General features: G+C 48.0%; 13 protein-coding genes. All 13 read right to left on the reverse strand.

All coding sequences use genetic code 11. The annotated features are described in order from the left end of the window. Positions 1-143 precede the first annotated feature (143 nt). The 13 genes from OEV79_10965 to OEV79_11025 all read right to left on the reverse strand — a co-directional run bounded on the left by OEV79_10965 (position 144) and on the right by OEV79_11025 (position 16,472). Positions 144-1,091, reverse strand: a complete 948-nt coding sequence (locus OEV79_10965) for a FeS-binding protein (GenBank protein MDH4211954.1) — start codon at positions 1,089-1,091, stop codon at positions 144-146. A gap of 30 nt (positions 1,092-1,121) precedes the next feature. Continuing rightward, positions 1,122-2,819, reverse strand: a complete 1,698-nt coding sequence (locus OEV79_10970; protein MDH4211955.1) for a glutamine--tRNA ligase/YqeY domain fusion protein — start codon at positions 2,817-2,819, stop codon at positions 1,122-1,124. A gap of 12 nt (positions 2,820-2,831) precedes the next feature. Then, positions 2,832-3,518, reverse strand: coding sequence for a DUF6144 family protein (locus OEV79_10975; protein MDH4211956.1), 687 nt, complete (start codon positions 3,516-3,518; stop codon positions 2,832-2,834). 45 nt (positions 3,519-3,563) lie between these two features. Next, positions 3,564-5,054: a tryptophanase gene (locus tag OEV79_10980; GenBank protein MDH4211957.1), complete on the reverse strand. Its 1,491-nt coding sequence runs from the start codon at positions 5,052-5,054 to the stop codon at positions 3,564-3,566. A 9-nt stretch (positions 5,055-5,063) separates the two neighbouring features. After that, positions 5,064-6,269 (reverse strand): (Fe-S)-binding protein, encoded by a 1,206-nt coding sequence (locus tag OEV79_10985; GenBank protein MDH4211958.1) that lies wholly within the window; start codon positions 6,267-6,269, stop codon positions 5,064-5,066. Next, positions 6,259-8,214 carry a CoB--CoM heterodisulfide reductase iron-sulfur subunit A family protein gene (locus OEV79_10990; GenBank protein ID MDH4211959.1) on the reverse strand — a complete coding sequence of 652 codons (1,956 nt, stop codon included), beginning with the start codon at positions 8,212-8,214 and terminating at the stop codon, positions 6,259-6,261. The genes OEV79_10985 and OEV79_10990 overlap by 11 nt, the downstream gene beginning before the upstream one ends. 3 nt (positions 8,215-8,217) lie before the next feature. Beyond that, a complete protein-coding gene (locus OEV79_10995) occupies positions 8,218-9,192 on the reverse strand; it encodes an electron transfer flavoprotein subunit alpha/FixB family protein (protein MDH4211960.1) in 975 nt (324 codons plus the stop codon). Positions 9,193-9,201: 9 nt separating this feature from the next. Further along, positions 9,202-9,972, reverse strand: a complete 771-nt coding sequence (locus OEV79_11000; GenBank protein ID MDH4211961.1) for an electron transfer flavoprotein subunit beta/FixA family protein — start codon at positions 9,970-9,972, stop codon at positions 9,202-9,204. A 382-nt stretch (positions 9,973-10,354) separates the two neighbouring features. Beyond that, complete coding sequence (locus tag OEV79_11005) at positions 10,355-11,497, reverse strand: acyl-CoA dehydrogenase (GenBank protein MDH4211962.1); 1,143 nt, start codon at positions 11,495-11,497, stop codon at positions 10,355-10,357. A gap of 286 nt (positions 11,498-11,783) precedes the next feature. Further along, on the reverse strand, positions 11,784-12,920 hold the full coding sequence (locus OEV79_11010; protein ID MDH4211963.1) for an acyl-CoA dehydrogenase family protein: 1,137 nt from the start codon (positions 12,918-12,920) through the stop codon (positions 11,784-11,786). Further along, complete coding sequence (locus tag OEV79_11015; protein ID MDH4211964.1) at positions 12,917-14,029, reverse strand: acyl-CoA dehydrogenase family protein; 1,113 nt, start codon at positions 14,027-14,029, stop codon at positions 12,917-12,919. Before OEV79_11015 ends, OEV79_11010 begins: the two co-directional genes overlap by 4 nt. 340 nt (positions 14,030-14,369) lie before the next feature. Beyond that, entirely contained in the window at positions 14,370-15,371 is a 1,002-nt protein-coding gene (locus OEV79_11020) for a Gfo/Idh/MocA family oxidoreductase (protein ID MDH4211965.1), read from the reverse strand. Continuing rightward, positions 15,372-16,472 (reverse strand): PAS domain-containing protein, encoded by a 1,101-nt coding sequence (locus OEV79_11025; GenBank protein ID MDH4211966.1) that lies wholly within the window; start codon positions 16,470-16,472, stop codon positions 15,372-15,374. Positions 16,473-16,514: the final 42 nt, after the last annotated feature.

A 16,514-nucleotide genomic window follows, 5' to 3' on the forward strand; every position in this document is an offset into this window, starting at 1 on the left:
CCGACATGGATCATCATTTTTCTGCAGATGGACCGCTCGATATGCAATGTGTTTCTCGTAGATATGTTTAGCTCGTTCCTGAATATCAAGAAATTCTTGCGTTTTCGACAGCTTGATACGGTAGCTGTACACTTTTACAAACATTATGATGCCCCGCTGCTTTCTCTCTCTGCCAATGCTCGCAAATTTCTCTTGAGCAAGGGATAGCTGTCGAGCATGCTGACCTTCTGCAATTTTTCGCGGGTTTGTGCCGGAAGATTATCTTGCGAAACACCTTTCAATATCATATTGGTTTCCTCACCGGAAAATTCTGCGCCGGGCATTAGCCAGCTTACGTGCTCTTTGTTTGCCGGGCAAACGTCCTGGCAGATCATACAGCCAATAAGACAATTGTGCCACGCCGGGTCTATCCACTTCGGGAATTCTTCAACTCCTTCGTTGAAGAAAGTCAGGCACTTTCCTGCATCTATCAGGAATCTGTCTTTACCGATCGCACTGGTTGGACATTTGGTCACGCATGCGGTACACTTTCTGCACTGCTCCATAGCGACTGATTCTTGCCAGGAATCTACATCGCACGGCATGTCTGAAAAATACGCCTTCAATCTATAATAACTTCCCCAACCGTCTATGTACGTGATGTTGTTTCTGCCATACCGGGCAAGACCGCTGCGGACGGCAATCATTTTCGTGGGCAGCAGCGCGTCACATACTTTGTATTTATGGTCATTCAAGTATGCTGAAATGACTCCCAGAACCGTCGCATCGGTATCATATACATACGTGGGTGGAATGATGCCGTAGAATTTACGTCCTTTATACTGGAATTCCATGCTTATTTTGGGTTGCTGTGCCGCGGTGATGATGATCGACCTTGCCTTCGGCAGTTTTCCAGGTGGTTCGAAATCCCAATTGAGTCCATATCTCCGTACTATTTCATCATAAAAATCCCTGTCTAAATCACCATCATCAAGTAGTCGGCCGTATTCGCTCTGCAGCTCAGGTAAATGATCAGTCGAAATAACAGAATTCTTAAACCCGGCTTGATGGAGTTGCTGTTTCAATTCAAGAGTTCTCATATCTGATTTCATGTAAAAAATCTAGTTCAGCAGAAAACACATTCAAACCTCTTGAGCCTTTTCGACCTTTGCCCACGTATCACGAAGCGAGACCGTGCGGTTGAAGATTAGCGAGCTGCTTGTCGAATCGGGATCAATACAGAAATACCCAAGGCGCTCAAACTGGTATGTATCGCCAGCACATGCTGTGGTTAAGCTCGGCTCCAGTTTGCAGCCGGTCAATACCTCGAGCGAATTGGCATTTAGATTGGCGCGAAAATCTTCGTTCTCACTATCAACCTCATCCGGAGCAGGTTTGGTGAACAAACGATCATACAATCTAACTTCTGCGTTGATGGCATGGGGAACAGAAACCCAGTGCAAGGTCGCTTTCACCTTTCTGCCGTCCGGCGAATCGCCGCCACGGGTTGCTGGGTCGTAAGTGCAGTGGAGTTCGACGACCTTGCCATCTTTGTCCTTCTTTACATCAATGCACTTTATGAAATAGGCATACCGCAATCTCACTTCTCGCCCAGGTGCCAGCCGGTAATACTTGGGCGGTGGTTCTTCCCGGAAGTCATCCTGCTCAATATACAGGACACGGGAAAACGGTACTTTGCGCGTCCCCATGTTCTCATCTTCCGGATTGTTCACCGCATCCAACTCTTCTGTTTTATTTTCAGGATAGTTGTCGATCACGACCTTTAACGGACGCAGGACTCCCATTACCCGTGTTGTATTCTTATTCATATATTCACGCACAAAGTGCTCGAGCTTTGCGATATCGATGACGCTCTCCGCCTTCGCAACGCCAATGCCTTCACAGAAATCACGGATTGACTCGGGTGGATAACCACGCCTGCGCATGCCGGCGAGCGTGGGCATACGTGGGTCATCCCACCCACTGACAGATCCTTCTTCTACCAATTTCCGTAACTTGCGCGTGCTCGTGACAGTATAACTAAGATTAAGACGGGAGAATTCTATCTGTTGCGGGTGGTGGACTCCCAGATTCTCAAGGAACCAATCATATAGCGGACGGTGGTCCTCAAACTCCAACGAGCAGAGCGAGTGAGTGATCCCTTCGATCGAATCCGACTGACCGTGAGCCCAATCATATGTCGGATAGATGCACCAGTCATCGCCAGTCCGGTGGTGGGTGGCACGAAGTATTCGGTACATGACGGGATCGCGCATGTTCATATTACCCGCTGACATGTCTATCTTCGCGCGCAACACCTTGCTGCCGTCAGGGAATTCCCCCACGCGCATTTTTCTGAACAATTCGAGATTTTCTTCGACCGCGCGATTGCGAAACGGACTATCCTTGCCGGGTGCAGTAAGAGTGCCGCGGAATTCGCGTATCTGTTCGGCGCTCAAGTCATCGACGTAAGCCTTGCCCTTCTCTATCAAATCGACGGCCCAGTCATACAATTGTCCATAGTAGTCGGATGCGTAGTATTCCCGGTTCCCCCAATCAAAACCTAACCATCGAATGTCTTCCTTTGTCGAATCAATATACTGCTGTTCCTCCCGCGTCGGATTCGTATCATCAAACCTGAGATTGCATAGTCCCTTGTATTTCGAAGCGATGCCGAAATCTATGCAGATCGCCTTGGCATGACCGATGTGTAGATACCCGTTAGGTTCTGGCGGAAACCTTGTGTGCACGCGGCCGCCGTATTTGTTAGTGCGCAGATCTTCTTCAACTATCTCCTCGATAAAATTTGCTGGCTTACGCTCGTGCCTTTGTTGTATCATCGTATCCCCCCGTCAAGAAAGGTGAATCGCAATTCTACACACATCATCGCCTTTCAACACGCTCTCCAACAACTCGACCATCACCGGGCGCTGTAGTATTTCTTCCCAAATACCTTTGTAGTATCCGGCACCGCAATAGCAGTACGTGGGTGATATATTCAGATCAGTCCTCAGCGCATCACGAATTCTCGGGCAATGACAGTAGATGGCTCTTTTCTTCACTGCATCCGTCTCCTCCAGATATTCCATTATATAGGTGCTCTTGGGAATCTTTGTGGCAATAATCTTATTTCCAGCCCTGCGTCCTGCCAAGCCCCATCCCCTCTCCACTATATCTGTGATCATATCAGCGTTTAGATCCAAGCCGTTCCTTAGAAAAGACACGAATTTCTCTTGAAGCATATCAAGCACAAGGTCGATATCTCCTGTTTCTTCATACCGCTTTCTTATACCCTGCAGATCAGCCTTCGGGAACTGACAGGAACATGCGGTCATTATCTCAACGCGCTTTTCAGCATCAACGAGTTCGTCCAGTCTGTCCATTGCTCTTTTTGACCAGTCGGCGACCTTCTTCCTTTCCGTGATGTCGGATAGAACCTCGCTTCCCGCCATAATCTTCTCTCTGATTTCGACGCTTGTCGCGCGCTCTATGCACGTAGAAAACTTACCGAGCCAGGTCTTCTCAAAATCCTCTGTCATTATTCTGCACTCGACGCGAGCTATGTCCTACCAATATTTCTAATACTACTTCTTGAATTCAAAACGTGCTTTGAAGTGACGCAAAGGCAATTCTCGCCCATATGTTACGTGCACACCAGGAATTTCCTCCCTGTGCGCGTGCAGCACTCTCATTGCCTCAGCCACTGAATCTAAATCTTGTTTTTCATACCTTAATCTTGGTACCGCAAAGCGGACAAAATTGACTTCCGGAAATACCTCGACTTTTTTTACTCTGTCGAACTGCCCAAAAGTGAAATATCCTAGTTCACACGCTCTGTGACCGTATGCAGCCAGCAAAATGGCACACAGGGCAACGCCTCCGAAATCATCTGGCTTCATCTTCGTGCCCTCAAAGAATTTGTCGACATCGACGTATACAGCGTGACCGCCCACCGGCATTACGACTGGAACACCTCTACTGCACATACCTTCACCGAAATCCCGTACCTGATTAATACGATAAGTCAAATACTCATGTTCAGTTACAGCCGCCAATCCTGACGCCAATGCCATAATATCACGGCCCGAAAGACCACCATATGTCGGATGTCCTTCTTTCAATATCTGGTAATCGAGTAGCACACCGGGTATCTGAGGATATTTCTTCACAAAAAGACCATCTGCCCTCAAGAACAGACCGCCGCCCATATTTGTAAGCCCGTCCTTCTTGTAGCTAATGGTGAATCCGTCGACGTGTGAAAACATCTCATGCACAATATCTTTCACTTCCTTATCCTCATAGCCATCCTCGTATTGCTGTATGAACCAGGCATTCTCTGCAAAACGGCATGCATCAAAGAAAAAAGGAATCCCATACTCATGGGCCAACGAGGCCACAGCCGTGATGTTTTCCATCGATACGGGTTGTCCGCCCGCAGTATTATTGGTTATCGTCAGATAAACAAGCGGAACTCGGTCATGCGCCTTCTCGAGCAGGGCTTTCAACTTCATGATGTTCATATTCCCCTTAAAGTGAAAACCCTTCTCGCCATCGGCCAGTTCATCAGAAAAAAGATTGATGGCCTGCATCTGATTCGCTTCAATATTCGCTCCCGTCGTGTCAAAATGTCCATTGCTGGGAATGATCATTTTCTTACCCAGCCTCCCGACTTGAGTGAAAAGGGCATCTTCGCTCGCCCTTCCCTGGTGAAAAATAAAAGCATTGGGCTCACCGGCATCTGGTTCGTTGAAGAAAACCTCGCCGAAGGTGCTTCGTATCTGGTTTTTGAGAATGAAGTATCCCCGGTTCGAGCCGTATGCCTCGTCACCCATGTGAAGGGCTGCCCATTGTTCATTGGTCATTGTCGTTACACCCGAATCAGATAAAAGATCGCATCCTGTTATCATTTCTGATGGAAAGAAGAAAACATTTAAACCGACACCCGCCAAAACCTCTGCCCTTTCTTCAGCAGTATATACCTTCTTCAACTCAACTGAGTGGTTGAAGTAAGGTCTCGGTGTCGAAGCGAGTTCTATTTCGGGCGTTAACATATTTATTAGCGCTTTGAGTTTCATCGCCTTCTCTCACTCATCATGTTCTTCATTCAATGATTCGTATAACAGTTCGCAGACATCCATAACCTCAATATTCAAATTCATCGCTTTAACGGTTTCTTCAAACATGTTAAGACAGTAGGGACAGGCAACTGCGATAACATCTGCCCCGGTATCCAGCAATTGTTTGAGCCGTATGTCTACCATACGCTCGCCCATGGGCCAATCCATAAAAAGGCCGCCGCTTCCAGCGCCACAACATAGACTCAAATTGTGCGAGAAATCTTCCACCTCAACGAGCTCGAGTCCCGGTATGCTTCTGAGTATTTTCCTGGGCTCTTCATAGATTCCGTTTTGGCGCCCCAGTCTGCACGAGTCGTGGTACACAACTTTCTTCTCAAACTTATTCCTGGGTATGATCCTCCCTTGCTCGATAAGGCTTGCGAAGAATTGAGTAGTATGCAGAATCTCGTATTCGGCACCGAATTCGGGATATTCATTCTTGAATGTGTTATAGCAATGAGGTGATGTAACCAGAATCTTACCGACCCCTGCATCCTTGAATTCGTTGATGTTTGACTTTGCCAGCTCGCGGAAAAAACTCTCAGATCCTACTCTTCTAATCGTCTCACCACAGCAATTCTCTCTAGGGCCAAGGATCCCGTAGGAAACTTTGCTCAGCTCGAGTATCTTTGCACTTGCCCGCGCAATCTTCTGGGCTCTTGAATCATATGCCGGGATACAACAAGGGAAATACAAAACCTCCATGCCTGACTTGTATTCTCTAACTCCCAGATCTTTTGCCCAACCAGCCCGCTTCTCCCGAGATTCACCCAGTGGGTTACCCACATTTCGAATCTTTCTCACGACCGATTTGAGTGGATCAGGATACGAGCCAAAATCAACTAATATCCTGCGTGCGGATCGCAGAATATTCGGAATATTTACACCTAGAGGACACTGGTCAAGACATGCTTCGCATCCAACACAGCGGTATATCTTATCAACTTCCCTGGCTAGTTCCTCCTTCTCTTCACTGCTGGCAACAAGGCCGAGGACGGTTTCCAGAGGAAATCTGAAGACAAGAAATTCATAACTGCCAACTTGGAACCAGGGACAGACACTCGCGCATTTCCCGCATTGATAGCATTTGTATGCATCGGTGGCGCCCATCTCCATCAGGATTTCTCTTATTTCAGGGTTTACGTCGACAACGATATTTTTCCTACTCGCCAAGAATTACCTCCACCATTTTCGACATCTGTTCATCGAACAGATTCTTTTGCTCGGAAGCTCCGCTGGGGCAAGCTGCTACACAACAGCCGCACCCAGTGCACAAGGCTTCATTGATCCGTACAATATTCTTTTCCATATCTATTTCGCGCGCCTCATAGGGACATGTAACAACGCAGAGTTTGCAGCCGCAACACCTATCTTCATCTATGACAACCACCATCGGCTCTGCAGCAAGTTCTTGTTTCGAGAACATTTCTAGGACTTTGGAGGCCGCCGCAGAAGCCTGTGCTACAGTTTCCGGAATATCCTTCGGCGCCTGAGCACATCCGGCCAGGAAAAAACCCGGAACCAGAGATTCCACGGGGCGAAGCTTGGGGTGCGCTTCGTTAAAGAAACCATGGCTATTTGTCTGTATTCTCAACTTCTTCGCCAGCTCTATAGCGCCAGTCGCCGGAACGACGGCCATTGAAAGCACCACCATATCACATCTGACTTTCAACGCTCTTCCAGTCAAAGTATCTACTGTCCAGACAACCAACTCATCGCCGTCCTTTATTATGCGCGATGGTTTGCTTCTGATATAAAGCACTTTCTCATCATCTTTCGCTCTTATCATGAACTCTTCATAGCCTTTACCTGCCGTCCTGACGTCGATGGAGAATATCAGGGCCTCGCCATCAGGTACACGTTCCTTGTATAGTAATGCGTGTTTTGTATTGTACATACAACAGAATTTCGAACAATACGGCAGGTGGTGTTCAGGGTCACGTGAGCCCACACAACAAATGAAGGCAACACGTTTTGGTATCTTCTTGTCGGAGGGCCTCTGGATCTCGCCGTGAGTCGGACCGGATGCCGATAGTATTCTCTCAAATTGCAGACCGTTTATTACATCCGGATATTTGCCTGCGCCATATTCATTAACGTGCTCAACTGCGTAGAGAGTGTATCCGGTCGCAACAACTATCGCGCCAACGTCCACTTCAATCATTTCATCAGTCTTTTCAAAATCAACTGCTTGGGCGGGACAGACAATCTGACAGACACGACACTTACCTGGTTTTGTAAAAAAAGTGCAGTGTTTCTCATCAATAACAGGATGATTGGGCACGGCCTGCGGAAAAGGTACATATATCGCTTTGCGCTCACCCAATCCTTCATCGAATTCTGAGGGCACCTCGATCGGGCATTTCTCATAACATACACCGCAGCCTGTGCACTTTGTATTGTCGACATAAGAAGACTTCCTGCGGATCTTGACCTTGAAACTGCCAACACTACCTGACACTTCTTCGACTTCAGAGTATGTCAGAAGCGTGATCCTTGAGTGTTGGGCAACTTCGACCATCTTAGGCGTAAGAATGCATTGCGAGCAGTCGAGTGTAGGAAAAGTCTCTGATAACTGTGCCATATGACCGCCGATCGACGGGGTACTTTCAACCAGGACAGTGTCGTAACCGGCATTGGCAATATCCAGTGCTGCTTGAATCCCGGCAATCCCCCCGCCCACAACCAGGGCGCGTGGTATGACCGGAATCTTAGCAGGTATCAGGGCTTCATCTGCTTTCGTCTTCTCGACTATTGACTTGATAATCCTGATCGCCTTCTCGGTCGCCTGGTGCCGGTCGGTATGAATCCAGCTGCACTGCTCCCGGATATTCGCCATCTCAAGCATGTAGGGATTCAGGCCGGATTCTTCAGCCGTACGGCGGAACGTTACCTCATGAAGCAATGGGCTGCAGGCGGCGATAACAACACCATCGAGTTTTTGTTCAGCGATCTTGTCCCTGATCAATTTCTGACCCGGATCAGAACACATGTACTTGTAGTCTTCGCAGTATGCAACACCCGGATGCTTTGCGATCTCTTCAACGACCTTCTCAACGTCAACCGTGTTGCTGATGTTTCTTCCGCAATGGCAGACGAATACACCGATTTTCTTCATCGCTTATTTCTTTATCTCTACTATCTTACTCTTCAGCATGGGCACGACCTTGAAAAGATCTTCGACGATCCCATAATCTGCTTCATTGAATATTGGCGCATTCGGGTCTTTGTTGATCGCGATTATCGTATCCGAGTTCTTCATTCCCGCGACGTGCTGAAACGCCCCCGAGATGCCGATCGCTATGTAAAGTTTCGGCTTGACAGTCTTCCCGGAGGAACCTACTTGCCGGTCCTTAGGTAACCAATTGGCGTCGACGACGGGACGCGAACACGCAACCACACCGCCTATCGCTTTTGCCAGATCCTCCACAATCGCCATATTGGCCTGCTCTTTGATACCTCGACCGACGCCAATAACCACATCGGCTTTTGTTATATCAACGTCGCCGACTGCCGCTTCGATGTATTCTACGAATTTCCTGTAATCGGGCTGAGCCATAAGCGGTGTATCAATTTTTTCTATCTCAGCAGAAAGCCCGCCGTCTTCAGCTGGACAAGATCCGCTTCGCAGCGTAAGCATATAAGAAGGGCTATCGCTCAATCTAACGTGGGCATCCATCTTGCCGTCGTACACTTGCCGTGTTACCCTGATTCCTCCTTCCACGATCTCAGCGTCTATGCAATCCGTAGTGAACGGAACACCTAGATGCGTCGCAAGTGACGGACAGAAATCTATGCCGAAAGCGGTATTGCCGACGAGAGTCAAAAAAGGATTCTCGTTTTTGATGATAGCAGAAAGTGCCTGCTGATAGGTCTCACCGTTGAAATCTTTAAAAACTTCATGGTCTACAACGACAAGGCGGTGCACATGCTTTTTTATGTTATTTTGCAGGCCATCGGTATTATGGCCCAACAGCACGCCGGTCAATTTCGCATCTGTTTTCTTTGCCAATCTTCTCCCAAAGGTCAGCAGCTCGTATGTAATGTCTCTGAGTACCCCCTGACGATGTTCAACCACTGCTAGAATATCAGCCATCTTTCCTCCTTAGATCAGTCCCTTCTCTTTGATTATTCCTGCCGTTCTCGCAGCAATTTCATCAGCACTACCAGTTAGGATCTCGGCTCTCTTCCCAACGGGTGGCAAAAAGAGCTCTTCGAGTGTGCTGTTAGTTTTAGGCGCAATGGAGATATCGCTTTTGCCCAACACCTTTATCTCTTTTCCAGCTGCTCTTCGTATCGCAATCAGTGACGCGTAACGCGGCTCGTTGATCCCGGTCTGTACAGCAAAGACTGCCGGCAAAGAAATTTCGAGGTGCTCGATCAAACCGCCTTCAAGTTCCCGGTTCACTTGAGCCTTGCCCTCAGTGACCTCCACCTTGTTTACCAAAGTCGCGTGTGGAACACCAAGCATCTCTGCAAGTACTGGACCCACCTGGTAGTAGCTATCGTCGGTTGCCATGCAGCCCGCGAATATAGCGTCGAATTTGATATCTTTAATCACCTCTTTCAACAATGTGGCGGTCTTGAAGCCATCCAATTCCCCAAAATCCTCGGCCTTTATTCTGATTGCGCTGTCAGCGCCCTTTGCCAGAGCAATACGTAGAGTATCCTCAGCATCAGCTACGCCCAAAGAAATCGCGGTTATTGTCCCACCAAATTTTTCCTTAAGAAGGATCGCTGCTTCAAGGGCATACGTATCCGCTTCGTTCATGTCGAACGTCAAACGATCCTTCACAATATCCTTGCCCGATGCGTCGACTTTCACTTCGGCCTCAGCAGTCTGGGCAACTCTCTTAACGCACACGATCAGATCCAAATTAACCTCCTTTCCGCATCCTACTTAATCGGTTAAGTCCTACGGTTACGATACCCGTTTCGTACAACGGCAAAGTCTAACTTCACAGAAACGCACCGTTGATTCCGTTAATCTCGCTAATATCGTTATTTCCGTTGGAACTTAAATTATGATACTCAACACGAAAGACGAATACGATTTACCAAATACGGTTACTAATTCGTGCCGCCTTTCGCAACCGGTCAACGCATAACGAATCGCTCTGTAGTTATAGCGAAATTAACGTCTTTTGCCAATTTCGCATTTCGACACGAATTCATCCCGAATCCATAATTTGGCTGTTGAATTCAACGTCCCGAGCGGAACCGAGGGGAATTCGAAATTCGAATTTAACGTTTGGTATTTACCGTGTCAGTTCTCTCGCGATCACGATTTTCTGGACCTCAGAGGTGCCCTCATACAGCTCCAGAATCTTAGCGTCACGATATATTCTTTCTACAGCGTAGTCCTTTGAGTATCCGTAGCCACCGTGAATTTGAACCGCCTTCCTTGCCACATCTACCGCAATATCTGAAGCATAATACTTTGACATCGCCGATTCTTTGGAAAACCTCTGCATACCTTTGTCTTTGCAGTAACCTGCATAATGTACAAGGAGACGTGCCGCCTGGATCTCAGTTGCCATCTCGGCAATCATTGCCTGGATCATTTCAAAATTGCATATTGGTTGTCCGAAAGCCTTGCGCTCCTTTGAATACTTGACCGCTTCATCAAGGGCGGCCTGGGCGATCCCGACCGCCTGGGCACCGATATCGATCCGTGAAACATCTAGCGTGTTCATGCATATCTTGAACCCGTCCCCCTCGTTACCAAGGAGATTCTCTTTCGATACTTTTACATCCTCGAAGATCAATTCGCAGTTCGCTGTTGCCCTTATGCCCATTAGGTCTTCGTGATTTCCAAGACTGAACCCCGGCGTGTCGCGCTCGACTATGAAAGCACTTACGCCCTTGTGTTTCAATTCCTTATTAGTATAGGCAAATACAACAAAGGTACCAGCTTCGCCGCCGTTGGTAATGAATCGCTTCGTCCCATTAAGGACGTAGTGGTCACCTTCTAACCGCGCTGTCGATTCCATGGCTGCAACATCAGACCCCGCGTTGGGCTCGGTCAGGCCAAATGCTCCAATTTTTTCGCCGCTGCACAGTGGTGGCAGGTATTTCTTTTTCTGGTCTTCGTTCCCGAATTCCAGGATGGGATAGGTCGTCAATGAATTGTTCACAGCGACAATGACACCAGTCGAAGCACATGCCCGAGAAATCTCCTCGATTGCGATAGCCAACGAAACAAAATCGAAGCCCGAACCACCATATTGCTCGGGCACAATAACGCTCAGCAAACCCAACTGCGCCATTTTCTTCAAAGTCGACCACGGAAATTCTCTGGACTTATCGATCTCCGACGCCAGCGGTGCCAGTTCGGTTTGTGCGAACTTGCGCACCTGATCTTGTAGCATCTTCTGATCATTGGTTAAATCAAAATTCATCTTGTCTCCTTGATTGGATAAATTCCTAAAATCACAAATTCCTAAATACCTAAACAGACAACAATAAGAAGGTAACGTACTACGTCACACAAACACAACGCTAACGCCGTTAACATCGCTATTATCGTTACTCCCGCTAATCCCGTCTGGCTCGTTAATTCCGTTACTATCGTTATTACCGCTGGATACTTGACATATGGTACTCAACACGGAATACGGTTCCGAAACCGTTTCGCTTTTCGCAACCTATGACTTGGTTGTTGGTTGTACGAAACACGAGTACGAATCATTTACCCAGTATCTGCCGGGCGATGACGATCTTCTGTATTTCACTCGTTCCTTCACCGATTTCCATGAGTTTTTCATCCCTGATGAAACGTTCAACAGGATATGCATCGGTAATACCCAATAACCCGTGAATATCGATCGCCATGTCTGCAGCCTTCATGCCAACGGTTGAGGCATAATACTTGGCCATCGCAGCCTCCTTCACGTATGGCATGCCGGCATCCTTCAAAGCAGCCGCCTGATATACAAGCAACCGCGCGGCTTCAATATCTGTTGCCATTTCTGCGATCATTGACTGGACCGCCTGTGATCTGGAAAGGGGCTTCCCGGATTTGTTGTTCGATTTGCTGAAATTTACTGCAGCATCAAGGGCTCCCTGACCAATACCGAGTGCGAGTGCGCCGATCGATATCCGCCCACCATCCAGTGTTTCCATAAATATCTTGAAACCATCACCTTCTTCACCCAGCAGGTTATTTGCGGGTATCACACAATCCTCAAAAATCAACTCCGAAGTTATCGATCCATGCAACCCGAGTTTCTCCTCGTCCTTGCCGTAGGTAAACCCTGGCGTTCCCTTCTCAACGATGAATGCAGATATGCCTTGATAACCCTTTGATGGATCCTGAGTTGCCGTGACGATAATCACATCCGCAACACTCCCAGATGTAATGAACCGTTTTTCGCCATTTAGTATATATTTGTCACCATCACGCTTCGCCGTCGTCTTGGTGGCCGCCGCATCTGAGCCTGCCTCTGGTTCAGTGAGTCCGAACGACCCGATCTTCTCACCCTTAGCCAGAGGTATGAGCCATTTTTGCTTTTGCTCTTCATTGCCGGCATAGTAAATTGGAAACACACCGAGCGACGAATGTGCCGCAAGAAATATGCCCGTCGAGCCACAAACCCGGCCTATCTCCTCTACCGCAATTGCATAATGCAGCGTGTCGAGTCCGGCGCCACCGTACTCCTTTGGGACATATATTGCCGTCAACTGTAACTCAGCCAAGCGCTTCACAAATTTCCATGGGAATTCACCGTCCCTGTCGAGGTCACGTGCACACGGTGCAACTTCTTTTTCAGCAAATCCCCTCACCTTCGCCTGAAACTGCCTATGCGCATCACTCAATATCATGATAAAATCTCCTCTGCAATCTTGCTTTTAAGATCAACCGGCCTCCCACCCAGGACCTGAAGGGTCTTTGCATCACGAAAGTGTCTTTCCACCGGGTAATCTCTTGTATAACCGTAACCACCATGTATCTGTATTGCCTTTAATGCGGAGAATACTGCACCCTCGCAGCTCGTCAGACATGCCATGCGGGCGATTTGTGAATAATCTTCGTTCTCATCAGTTCTACTCGCTGCTTCATAAACGAGTAATCTCGATCTTTCCACGCTAACTTTGATCTCGGAAAGCATATCCCTGACCATAGGGAACTCACAGATGGCGCGTCCGAACTGCTTGCGTTCTTTCGAGTACTTTATCGAAGCATCCAACGCAGCCTCGTTCAAGCCGAGGGCAATTGACGAGAAACTGATGCGCGCGTGGTCATCGAGGAATTGCACTGCCTCCCGGCCTTTTGCTTCTTCGACAAGGCGGTCCTCTTCCTTCAACTTCGCGCGTTTGGATTCTACTCCGGTGACACCGGCTCCGCACATGCCCATCGTTCTAATAGAGTACGAATTCATGAAAGATTCGCTCTTATCGACGATGTACAGCGCGACGCCCTGCCCGTGTAAAGCCGGAATAACAAAAAAATCCGCGGCTGCACTGTTCAGAGCAATGTCGCTCCTACCCGACAGAAACGTCTCGCCACCATCTGATTCAATCTTGAACTCCTGTCCGGCAATCTCGGTTTCTGTATGTGGTACGTAGCCGCCAATACTACCATTAGAGATCCGTTTCAGATACTTATCTTTAATTTGTGGTGAACCGAATTCAGATATTGACCGGACTACAAAACAGTTGTTCACAGCAACCATCAGAGCGAGAGACGCACATGATTTAGATAATTCTTCAAGTGCTACACATAGCGTCGTCACGTTCAAACCAGAACCGCCATACTGCTCTGGCACCGTGAAGCCGAAAAGACCCATCTGTGAGATCTTCTTTACTATCTCAGGTGGAATGCGGCAATCCTTTTCGATATCCGCGGCAATCGGATCGAGCTCGGCAGTGGCGAATTTCCGTATTTCACCCCTGATTAGTTTTTGTTCACTGTTCATCTTGATGATGCTCATTTTCGGTTATCTCCTGTGAATAATTGCATACATAAAATGCATCTGATACTGAACTAATCTGTATTATTGGTGTCTAAGCTACCGCCCTTGTCAGCAGCCAGCGGTAACTAAGAATAGACCCTGCTGACCTCTCCTCGGATTGGAATTGAGTTTTCTCAACTGCTTTATTATATTCATTTTCGGCAAATTGTCAACAAGACGGACGGTGGCTCGCCCAAAAGCTAAAGTCAAAAAAGTCATGCAATCAAATGATTTTTTAGGTATAATGTGCGGTTACGCATCCACAAAAGTCAACACGGTGAATGAGAGATTTGCAGCTGTTTCAAATATTTAAAGGGGCTTAGTCAACAGGTATTACTGCACCCTTCTGTTTAAGTGATTTTTCAACCGCGGCAAGTATTCTGACCATGCGCAAACCTGATTCGCCGCTGGTCAAGGGAGCGCGACCTTCCCTGATCGAACTCACGAATGTGTCAATCATCAAGACGAGCGGCTCGGTTTCGTCATACTCAAACGGCTGGGCGGTACCCTTGCGATAAGAAACCGCCGGACGAGCAGAGCCCTCGTCGTAAGTAACATCTACTCCGGAATCGAAGATTTCGAGCTTATCCTGAGCACGCGTATCGTCAAACACTATCATTCTTTCTCTGCCACCAATAATCAACCTCCTTATTTTGATGGGAGAAATCCAGCTGACATGCACGTGAGCGACGATGTCGTTCCTGAAGTAAAGTGTAATATAAGCCGTTTCCTCCCGTTTGCCATACCGGGAGTATCCCACCCCGGAAACTGCCACCGGCAGTTCACCGATGAGATAATCCAGAACCGCAAACTCGTGTATCCCCAAATCCCACACGACATTCACATCATGCTGTAGCATACCAAGGTTCGAACGAACTGCATCGAAATAGAGAAGTTCTCCGAGTTCATTCGCATCAACGATTCTCTTCAACGCTCGCACTGCACCACTAAAAACTGTTATGTGATCAACCATGAGCTTCAGGTCATGATGTTTCGCCAGTTCCACCAACTCCACAGCGTCAGCAACCGAGTCAGTCAAAGGTTTCTCTAATAACACATGCTTGCCGTGCTCGAGGGCATGCCTGGCAAGCAAATAGTGTGACGCTGCGGGCGTTGCCACAATTACTCCATGGATCTCGGGATCCTGCAGTATTTCATCGTAATTCGATACTACCGTAACTTCCGGAAATTCACTGGATATCTTGGACCTTCTCATTTCAACTATATCATAACCGTACACCGCATCGATTCCTGGATGATTGATTAATGTCGGTATTAGTCTCGGACCCCAGTGACCAAGCCCGATCAGAGCCACCTTCATTTACAGAAGTTCAACCGGGATCATGAATATTGCAGCCAACCGTCTGTTCCTTATGTTCACCGTATTTGCGATGACGACGACCTCTATATCATTGCCTGTTCCGTCCACAACCCGCGACTTGAAACTCCCACCCCGGTTACGCAGGATTTCGATCAGACTGTTGATTGCACGCTCGGATAGAGTCGATACGAAAAGACCCCCGATGGCAACATTGAATATCATTCCAGGGTCACGAGCGAAGAACTGAAGGGCCCTTCGGTTTGCATCGACGATCTTGTAATCGTCAACATCGATCAGCAGGATAGGCACGAGTGATTCATCAAATACCCTCTCATATGTGGTCATAAGTTCTGATTGTGTTTCATAACTGAGCGTGGGTGCGTGCAGGTGATGCACGAACCCGCCGCCAGCAAAAACCTGTGGATATACGTCGCAGGCCAGTCTTTCATCCAAACCTTTGAAATGAATAACATCGGATGCCATTTTACCGGTGAGCATCGCCCTTCTGCCCGGACAGTCGCTGGGGGCACTATCTGAACAGTGAAAAATCTGATAACATTTCCCTCCCAGTACGTTGTCTACCCCTTTACCAAGACGTCGGTATGTCATCAAATTCGCTCTCATGACATTATAATCCAGATCGATCAAGAAAATGGGATCGTCAATTGCATCGACCGTGGCCTCCCATTGTTTTTTCGCTGCAGTAATATTTGAGAGCAAATGCCTCCTTTCGCGAGAGATCCTCGCTTGCCGCAAGGCACGCTTGGCCACGTTTTTCACCTTCTCTTCGGTCAAGGGCTGGACCAGATAGGACATCACAGCATCCGTTTCCTGACCAGAAATATAAGGGAAGGCATAGCTCGTGATCAGCACCACCTCTGATTCAGGAGAGAAATTTCTGACAACATCAACAACCTTCTCATGCGGCTCATCGTGGATGTGTACATCAATGAAAACGAGGTCGTAGTCCTTGTTTTGGACAAGAGAAAGTACATCGCTCGGTTTGCTGCAGGTCGATACACCATGCCCATCGTTCTTCAATGACTCGCTGATAATATCGATGAGTCCCAAATCCTGGCTAATTACGAATATTTTGGCCACCGTACTATCCTGCGCAGTTCAAGCGACCGAGGTACGAGAACG

It is taken from the genome of candidate division WOR-3 bacterium (assembly GCA_029858255.1).
Classification (GTDB): Bacteria; Hydrothermota; Tepidihabitantia; order SM23-42; family SM23-42; genus SM23-42.

Bases quoted from the DNA above. Each gene is read 5' to 3' on its own strand.
- OEV79_10965 (MDH4211954.1), bottom strand. From the start codon at position 1,091: ATGAAATCAGATATGAGAACTCTTGAATTGAAACAGCAACTCCATCAA.
- OEV79_10970 (MDH4211955.1), bottom strand. From the start codon at position 2,819: ATGATACAACAAAGGCACGAGCGTAAGCCAGCAAATTTTATCGAGGAG.
- OEV79_10975 (MDH4211956.1), bottom strand. From the start codon at position 3,518: ATGACAGAGGATTTTGAGAAGACCTGGCTCGGTAAGTTTTCTACGTGC.
- OEV79_10980 (MDH4211957.1), bottom strand. From the start codon at position 5,054: ATGAAACTCAAAGCGCTAATAAATATGTTAACGCCCGAAATAGAACTC.
- OEV79_10990 (MDH4211959.1), bottom strand. From the start codon at position 8,214: ATGAAGAAAATCGGTGTATTCGTCTGCCATTGCGGAAGAAACATCAGC.
- OEV79_10995 (MDH4211960.1), bottom strand. From the start codon at position 9,192: ATGGCTGATATTCTAGCAGTGGTTGAACATCGTCAGGGGGTACTCAGA.
- OEV79_11005 (MDH4211962.1), bottom strand. From the start codon at position 11,497: ATGAATTTTGATTTAACCAATGATCAGAAGATGCTACAAGATCAGGTG.
- OEV79_11010 (MDH4211963.1), bottom strand. From the start codon at position 12,920: ATGATATTGAGTGATGCGCATAGGCAGTTTCAGGCGAAGGTGAGGGGA.
- OEV79_11015 (MDH4211964.1), bottom strand. From the start codon at position 14,029: ATGAGCATCATCAAGATGAACAGTGAACAAAAACTAATCAGGGGTGAA.
- OEV79_11020 (MDH4211965.1), bottom strand. From the start codon at position 15,371: ATGAAGGTGGCTCTGATCGGGCTTGGTCACTGGGGTCCGAGACTAATA.